The sequence below is a fragment of the Flavobacterium glucosi genome, from assembly GCF_048286535.1.
Taxonomy (GTDB): domain Bacteria; phylum Bacteroidota; class Bacteroidia; order Flavobacteriales; family Flavobacteriaceae; genus Flavobacterium.
Map to the genome: position 1 here is coordinate 499,933 of NZ_JBLVPK010000002.1, position 13,813 is coordinate 513,745.

Sequence of the window (13,813 nt, forward strand, 5' to 3'; positions counted from 1 at the left end):
TTTTAAAAATTCACTTCAAGTCCTAAAGAAATGGTTCTAGGATTAGGGAAAGAACCTCCGTCATATCCTCTTGAGAATGATCCGTCGTTGCTATTAAAATCAGGATCACTTCCTCTATATTTACTAATAATCAATAGGTTTTGTCCGTTTACAAACAATTTTGCTTTTTGAATAAAACTGGTAGCCGGAACTGGAATTTCATATCCAATTTCCATAGTTTGCAGTTTTATGTAATCTCCATCTTCGATGAATCGGTTAGAGTCTCTTCCGTTTGCATTAGGGTCACCAATAATTGGACGGGGAATAGCAGTATTTGTATTTGTAGGGGTCCAGTAATTAAGCATATCAGTGCTGTGGTTACCATATTGTCCTGCCATTAAATTGCGGTATATGCTATTGAAAACTTTGTTTCCTCCTGCACCTTGCCAAAACATAGAGATGTCCCAGTTTTTGTAAGAGCCGCTAAAGTTCATTCCGTAACTGTATTTTGGAATTGTCACCCCTTGGAAGGTTCTGTCAAGATCACTAATCATTCCGTCTCCATTGCTGTCTTTGAATCTAATATCTCCAACTCCAGCATTAGTTTGCGTTGGAGCAGCAGCAATTTCAGCAGCGTTTTGGAAAATTCCATCGGTTTCGTAGGCATAAATTTCACCCATGGATCGGCCAACTTCTGTTTTTGAAGCCGCACCATAGATTGGATTTCCGTTGATGCCAATTTGCAATACTTCATTTTTCAAGGTTCCTAAATTAGCAGATATGCTGTATTTGAACGCATTGTTATTGTTGTTGTAGGATGCAGAGAATTCCAATCCTTTATTTCTCATTGCACCGGCATTTGTTGTAATACTTGCAGGGAAAGCCCCTGTAGAAAACGGTAATGGAACACCGACTAATAGATTAGAAGAGTTTTTTACAAAATACTCTGCCGTAAACTGTAAAGCATTATTAAACAATCCTAGCTCAATTGCTACATCGGTTGTTTTATTATCTTCCCATCGTACATTTGGATCTAAAGAAGCGACAACAGTTGTTCCCGGTGCCAATTCGTTGTTGAAATTGTAGCTCGCAAAACTATTGATTGTTGTTGCGAAAAAATAGGCAGGAATGGTGTTGTTACCTAATTTTCCATAACTACCTCTTAGTTTGATAGTGTTTACCCATTCAGGCAAGTGAATGAATTTTTCGTTGCTTAATTTCCAAGCTCCAGAGAAAGAGTACGCATTAGTAGTGTTGTAATTTTCACTAAAAAGAGACGATTTGTCTTGTCTAAAGTTAGCTTGGAACAAATAACGATCATCAAAAGAGTAATTGATACGGCTTATGTATGAAGTACCTGTAATGGTTGTTTCAGACTCACCGGTGCTGGTGTCATCAGCATATTGCAATTTACTAATTTTGCCAAAATCATATCCTACACCTCTTGACCAGTGGTTGTAATAGTCTTTTCTTTCTTGTACCCAACCTGCTAATGCATCAAATTTATGTTTGTTAATGTCTAATGTATACGTTAGCAAATTGTTTAGAAAAGTTTTAGTCTCATTACCCGTTGATACATCCAGCGATGCTTCTTCTTTGGTGGTAATATAATACCATCCTAAATCACTTTGTGGAACAAATTTTCTGTTTTGATAATCCAATCGGTCAAAACTGGCGTCTAGTTTATATTTTAATCCTTTTACGATTTCATATTCTCCCCAAATATTACCAATAAAACGATTTCTTTTTCCGTTGTTAGATATTAAATTATTAAAACCAATAACGTTAAGGGATATTGCTCTTTGAGTTAAATTGTCTGTGCCGCCGTATCCTCCTAATCTATTAGGATCGTATACTGGCATTGTTGGAATAGCACCTAACAAAGCTGCAATCGCAGATTCTCCTACATAACTATTAAAGTTTTCTTTGTCCGATTGTGTGAATCCTATTTTAGTACCATATTTGAATTTTCCTTTTTTACCATTCAAATTCAAGTTCATAGATAGTCTTTCGTAATCTTGTGGGGATTTTATATAGCTGCTGTTTTTGAAATAATCCATATTCATATTATAGGCTAAATCTTCCGTACCACCATTAAACGCTAACGAGTGATTTTCTATAATCCCAGTTTCATAAGCGGCATTTTGCCAATCTGTATTTACATTACTAATGTAGTTACTGTTACTTGGGTCATTTCCCGGGGCAATGCTTAATCCAGCATTCAATTCGGCTGCACTGGTTATGTTTTGATAGCCTACTCTGTCAGTAACAGACCATTGTTGCGCTACGTTTTGAAAACCTACAAGAGATTTATATTTAATGTTCAGTTTTCCCGCTTTCCCTTTTTTGGTAGTAATGATTACAACACCATTAGCACCCCGAACTCCGTAAATAGCAGCCGAAGAAGCATCTTTCAGCACTTGCATCGATTCGATATCTCCCGGAGCAAAATCAAACGGAGAATCTACAATCATTCCGTCTATTACAAAAAGTGGATTGTTATTGCTAAAAGAGTTAAGACCTCTAATTTTAATGTTTACGAATCCACCAGGCTCTCCGGATGATTGCACGGTTACACCCGCAACTTGTCCTTGAAGCATTTTTGCCGCATCGTAGGTTACTGTTTTCTTAGCAGATTCCATGTTGACAACACCAACTGATCCGGAAAGGTCTGATTTTCTTTGTGTTCCGTATCCAATGACAACGACTTCATCAAGTGCAGTAAGGTCATCTTTTAGAGCGATGTTAATTTGTGTTTTAGTGCCAACAGTAATTTCTTGACTAACGTAACTGATATAAGAAAATATAAGGATATCACTTGGTGCGGCTTTTATAGAATATTGCCCATCAAGATCAGTTGTAGTGACTGTGTTAGTTCCTTTGATTAAAATATTCACTCCAGGTGCAGGCATTTTGTCTTTTGCTGAGGTAACAATTCCGGTAACAATTTGAGTGTTTTGAGCTGAAACATTAATAGAAGGCATGAGCACAACTAGTATTGCAATAAGCCATTCTTTTTTTGGTACTAAAAAATTACAATAAAGAAATAATCGGTGGTTTGTTTTCATTCGGTTATTATTTAGGTTAATTATAAGTGTGTGTTTTACATTTGTAAATTTAATTAAAAAAAAAGCACAAAAACAAATTAATATGATAAAAAAAAGGACAGAAAAAAACGCTTACGTTAAATTAAGTGTGAAAATAACATTTTAAAATTTATGCTTTTGTAATAAAAGGATAAGTTTGTAACATTAATTTATATAAAATTTAGACTTTGTGTGAAAAAACAAACATTTCTACAAAAAATCATCTGTAAAAATTATTTTATAAACAGCGGAATAATTGCCTTTTAAATCAGTTTTAATTTGAAAACCAGAATGATATTGTAAAAAAAAGTCTTCATTTTCGCGTATTATTTTTTTTTTGAATGAATTTGAGGGGTAATAAATAGCTGTGAATCATAGTAATCGATTGAAATGAAAGAAAAAAGTAATGTGCTGGTTTGTAGTTTTACTATTAACAATTGATGAAGCCATTTATTAAGAAAATCTATACGCGAATATTCTGTGGCGGTTTATTAAATAATAAGAAAGCAGATTGTAGGGTTTTAACGGACTAAGTGTAAAATCAACATTAATAAATTATGAAACCTTTTGAGAAGTTTATATATTTACACTAAAAAACATAGTATGTTAAATAGTTATAGTTCTGCTGATAAAGTTTTACTGGCAGTAGATTGTATCATTTTTGGTTTTGATGACGAAGGATTAAAAATACTTTTGATTAAAAGAGATTTTGAACCTGAGAAAGGCAAGTGGTCTTTAATAGGAGGATTTCTTAAAAAAGACGAAGTATTAGACAGTGCTGCCATCAGAATACTGGATTCCTATACCGGTCTTCAGGATATTTATATGGAGCAGTTGCATGCCTATAGTGAGATTGACCGTGATCCTGTCGAAAGAACTATTTCGGTGGCCTATTATGCATTAATTAATATTGAAAACCATAATGCAGAATTGATTCAAAACTACCACGCACAATGGTTTAGCGTAGCTAATGCACCAAAATTGATTTTTGACCACGACACGATGTTAAGACATGCCATTAGAAGATTGCGGTATAGAACGTCTATCAAGCCTGTTGGATTTGAACTTTTACCGGAGAAATTTACGATGCGCCAACTGTTGGAATTGTACGAAGCGATTCTTAGCAAAGAATTGGATAAAAGAAACTTCATCAGCAAAATAAACTCACTAGATATCCTGATAAAACTCGAAGATAAAGACATGATGTCTTCCAGAAAAGGATCTTATCTTTATACTTTTGACAAAGAAAAATACGATGCGAAACTTTTAAATGATTTTGTTTTAAACTTGTAAGTCATTCATTATAATCATAAACTAAAAAGGAAGTCTCTTAATTGAGGCTTCCTTTTTTATAATTAACTATAAAAAAAACTATTCTTTAATTCATTGATTGACTACAACCTCAATGATTTTTAGAATAGTTTTATAAATGCGAACTACTCCTAAAATGACAAAGTGTAGCCCAAATGAAATTTAAATTCTTAACTGTTTCCTTTATTATAATCGGCTAAGAAAGTGGCTAAACCACTATCCGTAAGCGGATGTTTTAATAAACCTTCAATAGCGCTTAATGGTCCGGTAATTACATCGGCACCAATTTTGGCACAATTTAAAATGTGCATGACGTGGCGAACGGAAGCCGCCAAAATTTGCGTTTCATATCCATAGTTAGTGTAAATCAGTTTGATTTCGGCAATTAAAGCCATTCCATCTGTAGAAATATCATCTAATCTCCCGATGAAAGGCGATACATAAGTGGCGCCGGCTTTGGCAGCAAGTAAGGCTTGTCCTGCTGAAAATACCAACGTACAATTGGTTCTGATTCCTTTATTCGAAAAGTATTTTATTGCTTTTATTCCGTCTTTAATCATTGGAATTTTCACCACGATTTGAGGGTGCAAAGCCGCTAGTTTCTCCCCTTCAGTCACCATACCTGCAAAGTCTGTCGAAATTACTTCGGCACTTACATCACCGTCAACCAGTTCGCATATTTTTACATAATGCGCAATAATATTGTCTGCACCGTTGATTCCTTCTTTTGCCATGAGAGATGGATTTGTGGTTACGCCGTCTAGAATTCCTAAATCATTAGCTTCTTTTATGTCTTTTAAATTTGCTGTGTCTATAAAAAATTTCATGTCTTTATTTGTTTAAATGTTTATTTACTTTCTTCAATGTAGTTTAGGATTGCTGCGCAAACGCTTTCGCTGGTAAATCCAAATTTTTGGTCTAAAACACTGGCCGGTGCAGAATATCCAAAATGCTCCAATCCAATTATTTTTCCGCTGTCGCCAATTAAGCCTTCCAAGTTTACCGGAAGTCCTGCAGTGAGTCCGAACACTAATTTTCCTTTTGGAATAATGCTTTCCTGATACGATTTTGGTTGGGATTTAAACAACCCTTCAGATATAATGGAGGCAACGTTTATGGATAGGTTTTTTTCTTTTTCTAAAATAATTGCGGCTTCCAAAAGTGTGGCTACTTCTGATCCATTTGCGATTAAAGTGATGTCTGGATTTGGCGTCGATTTTACTAAATACCCTCCTTTTGTAGACGCAGTGGCTTCTTCGTATCTGGATGTTCCCCTTGCAGGAATGTCCTTGATGTTTTGTCTCGAAAGAATCAATGCAGTTGGGGTAATGGTATTTTTCAAAGCCATATCCCAAGCTACTGACGTTTCAACAGCATCAGCAGGGCGGAGCGCTAATAAACTTTGATTCCCCGAATGATTTTTTATTTTTTCCAACAAACGCATTTGTGCTTCCTGCTCGATAGGTTGGTGGGTTGGCCCGTCTTCGCCCACTCGAAAAGAATCGTGTGTCAACACATATTTTACCGGTAATTCCTGAATCGCCGCTAATCGAATGGCAGGTTTCATATAATCCGAAAACACAAAAAAGGTCGCTACTACAGGTACAACACCGCCGTGAAGAGCAATTCCGTTAGCGATTGAAGTCATGGTCAATTCTGCCACTCCAGCTTGTAAAAAGGCACCACTAAAATCATTTTTTTGTAAAACAGAAGATTTTTTTAAGAAACCATCCGTTTTGTCACTGTTGGATAAATCTGCCGAAGAAACAATCATGTTTTCCACATGTTCCGCCAAGTAAGCTAATACTGCCGATGAGGCATCTCTTGTCGCGGCATTTGCTTTTTGGACAACAGTACTCAAATCTAATTCGGGGAGTTTTCCGGATAGAAACGAATCCATTTTTTGAGCCAATGCTGGGTTTTCTTTTTTCCAAGTGGCTACATGATGCTTTTTGTCCGCGGCATCTTCAGATTTTTTGGCTTTTATTTTATCATAATACGTTGCCACATCTTCATAAATTGCAAAAGGGTTTTCAGGATTTGCTCCAAGGTTAAGTAAGGTTTTTACATAGTCGGCTTTGGTATCTCCAATTGGTTTTCCGTGCAATTCACACTCGCCTTCATATTTATCGCCAGTGGCGGTAACGCACCCTTTTCCCATAATGGTTTTCCCAATGATTAAGGTTGGTTTTTCTGACTCTTCATTGGCATCGTTCAGTGCTTTTCTGATTTGCTCGTGATCGTGACCGTCAATAGTGATAACTTTCCAGCCCCAAGCTTCGTATTTCATAGCCGTATTCTCTGAAGTTACTTCATCTGTCATAGACGAAAGCTGAACATCATTCGAATCATAAAACAGGATGAAATTGTTCAAGCCTAAATGTCCGGCAATTCTACCCGCTCCCTGAGAAATTTCTTCCTGAACACCACCATCTGTAATGAAACTGTATATTTTGTGATTGAAAATTCCTTTGAATCTGGCATCAAGAAATTTGGCGGCTATAGCTGCGCCCACGCCCATAGCATGTCCTTGTCCCAATGGTCCCGAAGTGTTTTCTATTCCTCTAAGTACATCTACTTCGGGGTGACCTGGAGTGACGGAACCCCATTGTCTGAAGTTTTGTAAATCTTCTTTTTTGTAATTCCCTAACAAATAATATTGGGAATACAGCAAGGCAGAAAGGTGTCCTGCATCCATAAAGAAACGATCCCTGAAGGGCCAATCCATTTCTGTAGGATCAAATTTTAAGTACTCAGAATATAAAATGTGCAAAAAATCAGCACCTCCCATAGCGCCTCCAGGATGGCCTGAATTCGCTTTTTCTACCATCGAAATAGCCAGTGCTCTACTATTGTCAGCAGCTAAATTGTCAATTTTTGTATTCATGTTAAAATTGTAAAAATTAAATGTGTTTTGAATATTGTAAATATGATTCGTTTTATTATTTGTGTCCAAGTTTCATAAACTCTCACAAATTTTACTTTTCCTCTATTATAATAAGACGCAAAATTTTTATTCTGACTAGCCGACAAAACAAATGTCGGATAAAAAATATTTTATATTTAGGCGGAAAATTAATTAGTAATAGCTTCTTTTTGAGTGGCTATGAGTAAATAATAATAATAAGTGTAAAAAATACATTTACAAATGTAGACAAATTTTTTTAACAATGACAAATAAATTTTTTTCTTGTTTTTTAAATAGAAACAATGTTTTATTTGCCAATAAAAAAAGATATTCTTATTTTTTTAAAATTGATGATGCAATATAAAGATTGGGTTTCTTATAAAGAATTTCGAATAATCAAATCACATATATTCTCAATTTGTTCTGTTTTGCCTTTTAAAATCATCTGTGCCAGAATTCTACCCATAGCTTCAAAATTTGTAGAGATGGTGGTAATTCCGTTTTCGACTACTTTTTTCAGTGGGGTTTCATTGTACGAAATGATGCCGTAATCACTGCCAAGGCGCAGTTTCTGAATTTTTGCTTTTTCTATAACGCTCACTAAATCCCTGTCACTCGGAATAATATACACTTCTCCTGTGTTAATTTTTCGATTTTTAAACTCAGTAATGATTTCATAATCGAAAGTGAAATCTTTGCAAAAATTTTCGAAACCAATTTTCATTCCCAAAGGTTCTCTAAACCCAGGAAAAATCATAATCAGTTTTTCATATTTATCTAGTCTGGATTTTCCTTCCAGCAATCGGTCATAAATGTCTTTTACAAAATTTTGATAGACTGCCGGGAAAGATTTCAGATCTGGATTAGTTTGATCTAATATATAAACGTCATTAACTGGTAGGGTTTTTATTACTGATGCAGCCTCTACTAAATTGGTAGGCATGATAATGTATTTAGTATAGTTTCCATTGCTGTCATTTATTAGTTTTTGGAAAATGGGAGTATTAAAATGATGGAAGAAAATATCAACTTGAACGTCATCACCAATGGTTTCTAAGAATGAATTGTAGATGTCTTCTTTGAAAATATTTAATTCATCAAAAAGTAAAAATATCCTTTGTTTTATTCTTACTTCTGTGCTTTTTATATAGTATCCTTTCCCCAGAATAGCATAGATTAGTCCTCTTTTTTTCAACTCTTCGTAGGCCTGTAAAACCGTGTCTCGGGATAGTGAAAATTCAAGACATACTTTGTTTATTGAAGGGAGTTTTTCGTCTTTTTTTAAATGACCTTTCTCAATCGTTTTTTCTATGGAGAAAATGATTTGTTTGTATTTTGGGACACCCTGATTATTTTGAATATTGATGATTTTCATAAAAAAGCTTTTTGCAAATATATAAAAACTGGTAGGTACTGGTATGTTAAAATTAAGTTTTATTATATTTTTGATTTTTTAATATTTCTTAAAAAATTAATTTAAAAAAAACATATATCCTATTTTATATCTGTTTTATTAAATAGATTGTTTGATTTGTATCTAATAAATTGGGTATTTGTTTTTTGTAATTAGCTAACGAAAATGGAATTAAGATCATGGGGTACATTGCTGTCATAGTTGTATTGTGCAGCAGTAAAAATTTGTCTTAGGCTGTGAATTGATAGGCAAGTTAGACCTAGATAGAAGATCTAAAAAACATTAATATTTCACTTTAACAATCTAATATACAGTGTAAAAATTTACTTTAAATTAAACAAAAGCAACAAAAATTTTGAATAAATTAATTTCGAACTCAATTTCAATTTTATCTTTTATTGAGAAAGCTACTAATTTTCCCTCTCTTTTAAAAGGATAATTAAACGAATAAAAAAAAATATTAACCAACCAATTTTTAAAACCATGAATTTATGAAAACCATTAAGAACGTAAATCATTTGTTAAGGATTAAAGCATTCTTAACATCTAAACTCACTTTGTCAATAATCATTATGGTATCCTGTATTAGTTTACAGGGTCAAAATATTATAACAGGGTCTGTTGTAGATCAAAAAACATTTCAAACAGTTATTGGCGCTTCTGTAGTCGTCAAAGGAACGACAAATGCAACAATGACTGACGGTGAAGGGAATTATAAATTAAATGTATCTGATCCTAATGCTACATTAATTTTTTCCTACATCGGGTATGTAACAGTTGAAGAAGTCATTGCAGGTAGAAATTTGATAAATGTTTCACTCAATGAAGAAAATAATACATTAGATGAAGTAGTTGTAATTGGATATGGTACTATTAGAAAAAGTGACTTGACAGGAGCTGTTGGAGGATTAAAAGCTGCACAATTAGATTCTCAAAGTAATACAAATTTAGGAAGTGCAATACAGGGTAAAATTGCCGGTGTTACTGTAGAGTCTGCGGGTGGAGCTCCTGGTTCTGGAACCAGAATTCAGATTAGAGGTGCTGGATCACTAAACAATAATAATCCTTTGATATTAGTTGATGATATTGCAGTTGCATCAATGAATAATCTAAATCCAAGTGACATCGAATCAATTCAAGTTTTGAAAGATGCTTCTGCAGCTGCTATTTATGGTTCAAGAGCTGCAAATGGTGTGATTTTGATTACTACAAAAAGTGGGAAAAAGGGAGAAATGAAAGTTACCTTTGATTCTTTCTATGGTGTTGCCAGTGTGACTAAAAAACTAGATTTGTTAAATCAAGAGCAATGGGCTAAAGTAAGTAATGCTGCATATAATGCAGCAGGAAAAGCACCATTAGACATTGCGCTAAATCCTCAAGTTCCTGGTGCGGGAATTAATTGGCAAAATGAAATATTTAGAGATGCTCCAACACAAAATTATTCATTAGGGCTTTCTGGAGGATCGGATAATTTGAAATATAATATGTCATTAAGCTACTATAATCAAGAAGGAGTTATAAAAGAAACAAATTATGACCGTGTTAACTTAAGAGTTAAATCAGATTACAAAAAAGGGATTTTTAAAATTGGAGAAACGGTAATGTTGACCAAAGAAAAAAGAAATGATTTGCCAGGCATACCAGGTCAGGGAAGAAATATTCTTGGAGCTGCAATATCTATGATTCCTGGATTTGAAATCTATAATGAAGATGCTATAGGCGGATATGGCGGTGCATCAGGCGCGGTTACCGATATATTTAATCCTGTAGCGGCGTTGAATCTTTTTGATGTAAAAAATGATTATTACCAAGCATTGATTAATACGTATGCTGAAGCAAGTTTCTTTGATGGCTTTAAATATAAATTAAATGTTGGAGTAACGCTTTCGGAGCATAAGAGTTATAACTACACGCCTCGTTATGAAGTGGGTGGATTTTTCAAGAATTTAAAAAATACTTTAGCGGAAGGAAGTGATTTAAACCAATATTATCAAATTGAAAACACTTTAAATTATTCAAAAAAATTCGGGAAACATTCTGTAAATTTATTAGCAGGACATACTGTTTATCAAAATAGTTTTCGTTCTATTTTAGGCTCTGTACAAGGAATGCCAGATGGTATATTTGTTCTTGCGGGTGCAGAACAACCAGCTATTTCTGGGTTTGCTACTGAAAGTAAATTGACCTCATATCTTGGACGGGCGATATATTCTTACGATAATAAATACATCCTTACGGCAACTTTTAGACGTGATGGTTCCTCTCGTTTTAGTCCAGAAAACAAATGGGGAAATTTCCCGTCAATTTCTGCAGCATGGGGAATAGGAAAAGAAGATTTTTTCAAAAACCTAGACTTGCCTGTATCTGAACTCAAGATACGTGCAAGTTATGGTATATTAGGAAATCAAGAAATTGGAGATTACCAATACCTTGGATCAATTACATCAGGAATAAGTTATGGTACAGGAGAACCAAATACACTTTGGATTGGTAATATTCAAACAGAATATCCTGCGATTGGATTAAAATGGGAATCAACAACGACTGCCAATGTTGGTTTTGATTTAGGTTTATGGAATGGTAAATTAGATTATACTTTCGACTACTTTCAAAAAAATACATCAGATTTACTTTTACGTGTGCCAATTCCTTTGTCAGTGGGGTCTAGTAATGATCCTTATACAAATGCCGGAGAGGTTTCAAATAAAGGTTTTGAGATGGGTTTAACACTTAATCAAAAAGTAGGAGAAGTTAATTTCTCTATAAATTCTAATATTTCAAGTGTAAAAAATCGTGTTGAAGGATTGAGCACAGGAAGTCAGATTCTTGCGGGTTCTAGTGGATCATTTCATGGATCAGCTGTGACTTACAGTAAAGTTGGATACCCTATTTATTCTTTTTTCCTTGTTAAGACAGATGGATTGTTCAGATCACAAGAAGAACTGGATGCACATAATGTGAATGGAAGTCCTATTCAACCAAGAGCAGCAATAGGAGACATAAGATATATTGATTTTAATGGAGATGGAAAAATTGATGCTGGAGACAGACAATTTAGAGGAAGTGCTTTTCCTGATTTCGAATATGGACTTCGTATTCAAGCAGATTGGAAAGGAATTGATTTGACCGTTGCTGCTCAAGGTGTTCAAGGTAATGAGATATATAATGGAAATAATACGGACTTAGCAACAGTAAAAGCAAATACAAATTATGCTACTTCAACTTTAGATTCATTTACTTTTAATCCTAACTCTAATTTTCCAAGATTGAATATAGATGATCCAAATGATAATGGCGCTGATTATTCAGATCGTTTCCTTGAAGATGGTTCTTATCTTAGGATAAAAACGATTCAAGTTGGGTATACGTTTCCTAATGACTTAAGTAAAAAAATAGCAATTGACAGATGTCGATTCTATGTTGCAGGAGATAATCTTTTCACTTCTACTAAATATACAGGATACAATCCGGATGTTTCGGCTGATGGACTTGGAGGTAGAGGAATAGATTATAAATCGTACCCATTAAGCAAGACTATTATTTTTGGTATGCAACTTAACTTTTAAATCAACGAAAAATGAAAAAGAAATTAATTATATTATATTTTATGGGAGGACTTGCTTTGCTAAGTTCTTGTTCCGAGGATCTTGAATTGCAAAATCCTAGTAAAGTAACAACTGGTTCTTTCTGGCAAACTCAGGATGATTTGGAATCGGGGTTAGCGACTGTTTACAATGTTTTAGTAGATAACAATAACGCAGGATATTGGGAAATACAAGCAATGCAGTTGAAGGAAAACAGAACAGAAAATTTTGTTGCCAGAAATGATGTTCCGGGGCGTTATGCAGTTTCTACATATAAGAATACACCTAGTACAAATGAAACTACTGGAATGTATAAAGCAATGTACATTGGTATATTTCGTGCAAATCAAGTAATCAATTATGCTCCTCAAATCAAAAATATTGATGAGACTAAAAGAGCACAGCTAGTTGCTGAAGCAACATTTCTTAGGGGATTAAATTATTTTAATTTAGTGAATGAATTTGGGAGTGTTCCAATTTTTACAGATCTAGTAAAAGAATCAGCAGATTATTTTAAAGAAAAATCGACAGAAGAGGAAGTATGGAAACAAGTAATTGCCGATTTTGAGTCTGCAGCAACAAGTCCGCTACCGGAAATCTATCCTTCAGCTCTAAAAGGCAGAGTAACAAAAAATACGGCAATCGCTTACCTTGGAAAATCGTATTTGTATTTAAAAAATTGGACAAAAGCCGAAGAGCAATTTTCTAAACTGGTAAATAACGAAACCGCAAATGGATATGGTCTTTTGGATGATTACGCACAATTATTTGATGGTAAGCACGAAAATAGTAAGGAATCAGTGTTTGAGATTCAGTTTAGTAGACAAGGGGGTGCTACTATTTGGGGTGGAAATCCATCCGAAAGATCTAGAGCAACTACTATGGCTCAAGAATTAGCGCCAGGAGAAGTTGGAGGATGGTTTGAGCTGTTGCCAACAAAAAAATTATTAGAGGCTATGATCAAAGAGAAAACTGCGGATGGCAGCTTTGATCCTAGAGCTTTAAGTACTTTGGCTTGGAGCTATCCTGGCAGTATTTACTATAATTATGATTTTGCATCAAAGTTTGGGGCGAATGCTATATGGATTAGAAAAAATCAAAACTGGTGGAACAAAGATGAAGGGGATTGGAAATCAGAACTGAATGAATATGCAATGCGTTATGCTGATGTACTTTTAATGCTTGCTGAAGCAAAAACAATGCAAGGAAAAGTTGGTGAAGCCATACCTTTGGTAAAAAGAATTAGAGATAGAGCGAAGTTAGGCACTGTCGTAATGACAGGATGGAGTCAAACTCAAATGATGGATGAGATTATGCACCAAAGAAATGTTGAATTTGCTCGGGAAGGGATTCACTGGTATGATTTAAGAAGATGGGGTACTTTAGAAAAAGTAATCAAAGGAAGTCAAGTTGGTGGTTATCTTAATTACTCGGCTAAATACAACTACTTTCCTATTCCGGAAAGTGAGTTAAATAATAACCCAAAAATGACACAAAATGCCAATTGGTAATTAGGGTTTATGCAATTTAA

The 13,813-nt window shown here is 34.5% G+C and carries 7 protein-coding genes; 3 read left to right on the top strand and 4 right to left on the bottom strand.

The features are described 5' to 3' along the window. Positions 1–2: 2 nt before the first annotated feature. Positions 3–3,047 (bottom strand): SusC/RagA family TonB-linked outer membrane protein, encoded by a 3,045-nt coding sequence (locus tag ACNQGD_RS05330; protein WP_417998555.1) that lies wholly within the window; start codon positions 3,045–3,047, stop codon positions 3–5. Positions 3,048–3,668: 621 nt separating this feature from the next. Between ACNQGD_RS05330 and ACNQGD_RS05335 the strand changes: the two genes are divergently transcribed. Beyond that, on the top strand, positions 3,669–4,358 hold the full coding sequence (locus ACNQGD_RS05335) for an NUDIX hydrolase (protein WP_417998556.1): 690 nt from the start codon (positions 3,669–3,671) through the stop codon (positions 4,356–4,358). Positions 4,359–4,546: 188 nt separating this feature from the next. Here the strand turns inward: ACNQGD_RS05335 and fsa are convergent, their stop codons facing one another. The 3 genes from fsa to ACNQGD_RS05350 all read right to left on the bottom strand — a co-directional run bounded on the left by fsa (position 4,547) and on the right by ACNQGD_RS05350 (position 8,659). Further along, positions 4,547–5,203, bottom strand: coding sequence for a fructose-6-phosphate aldolase (gene fsa, locus ACNQGD_RS05340; RefSeq protein ID WP_417998557.1), 657 nt, complete (start codon positions 5,201–5,203; stop codon positions 4,547–4,549). Positions 5,204–5,223: 20 nt separating this feature from the next. Beyond that, positions 5,224–7,263 carry a transketolase family protein gene (locus ACNQGD_RS05345; RefSeq protein WP_417998558.1) on the bottom strand — a complete coding sequence of 680 codons (2,040 nt, stop codon included), beginning with the start codon at positions 7,261–7,263 and terminating at the stop codon, positions 5,224–5,226. A gap of 397 nt (positions 7,264–7,660) precedes the next feature. After that, a complete protein-coding gene (locus ACNQGD_RS05350; RefSeq protein ID WP_417998559.1) occupies positions 7,661–8,659 on the bottom strand; it encodes a GntR family transcriptional regulator in 999 nt (332 codons plus the stop codon). A 530-nt stretch (positions 8,660–9,189) separates the two neighbouring features. Here ACNQGD_RS05350 and ACNQGD_RS05355 point away from each other — a divergent pair. Together ACNQGD_RS05355 and ACNQGD_RS05360 are read left to right on the top strand one after the other, a co-directional pair. Beyond that, positions 9,190–12,264, top strand: a complete 3,075-nt coding sequence (locus ACNQGD_RS05355) for a SusC/RagA family TonB-linked outer membrane protein (protein ID WP_417998560.1) — start codon at positions 9,190–9,192, stop codon at positions 12,262–12,264. An 11-nt stretch (positions 12,265–12,275) separates the two neighbouring features. Then, positions 12,276–13,793: a RagB/SusD family nutrient uptake outer membrane protein gene (locus ACNQGD_RS05360; protein ID WP_417998561.1), complete on the top strand. Its 1,518-nt coding sequence runs from the start codon at positions 12,276–12,278 to the stop codon at positions 13,791–13,793. Positions 13,794–13,813 lie beyond the last annotated feature (20 nt).

Bases quoted from the DNA above. Each gene is read 5' to 3' on its own strand.
- ACNQGD_RS05330 (WP_417998555.1), bottom strand. From the start codon at position 3,047: ATGAAAACAAACCACCGATTATTTCTTTATTGTAATTTTTTAGTACCA.
- ACNQGD_RS05335 (WP_417998556.1), top strand. From the start codon at position 3,669: ATGTTAAATAGTTATAGTTCTGCTGATAAAGTTTTACTGGCAGTAGAT.
- fsa (WP_417998557.1), bottom strand. From the start codon at position 5,203: ATGAAATTTTTTATAGACACAGCAAATTTAAAAGACATAAAAGAAGCT.
- ACNQGD_RS05345 (WP_417998558.1), bottom strand. From the start codon at position 7,263: ATGAATACAAAAATTGACAATTTAGCTGCTGACAATAGTAGAGCACTG.
- ACNQGD_RS05350 (WP_417998559.1), bottom strand. From the start codon at position 8,659: ATGAAAATCATCAATATTCAAAATAATCAGGGTGTCCCAAAATACAAA.
- ACNQGD_RS05355 (WP_417998560.1), top strand. From the start codon at position 9,190: ATGAAAACCATTAAGAACGTAAATCATTTGTTAAGGATTAAAGCATTC.
- ACNQGD_RS05360 (WP_417998561.1), top strand. From the start codon at position 12,276: ATGAAAAAGAAATTAATTATATTATATTTTATGGGAGGACTTGCTTTG.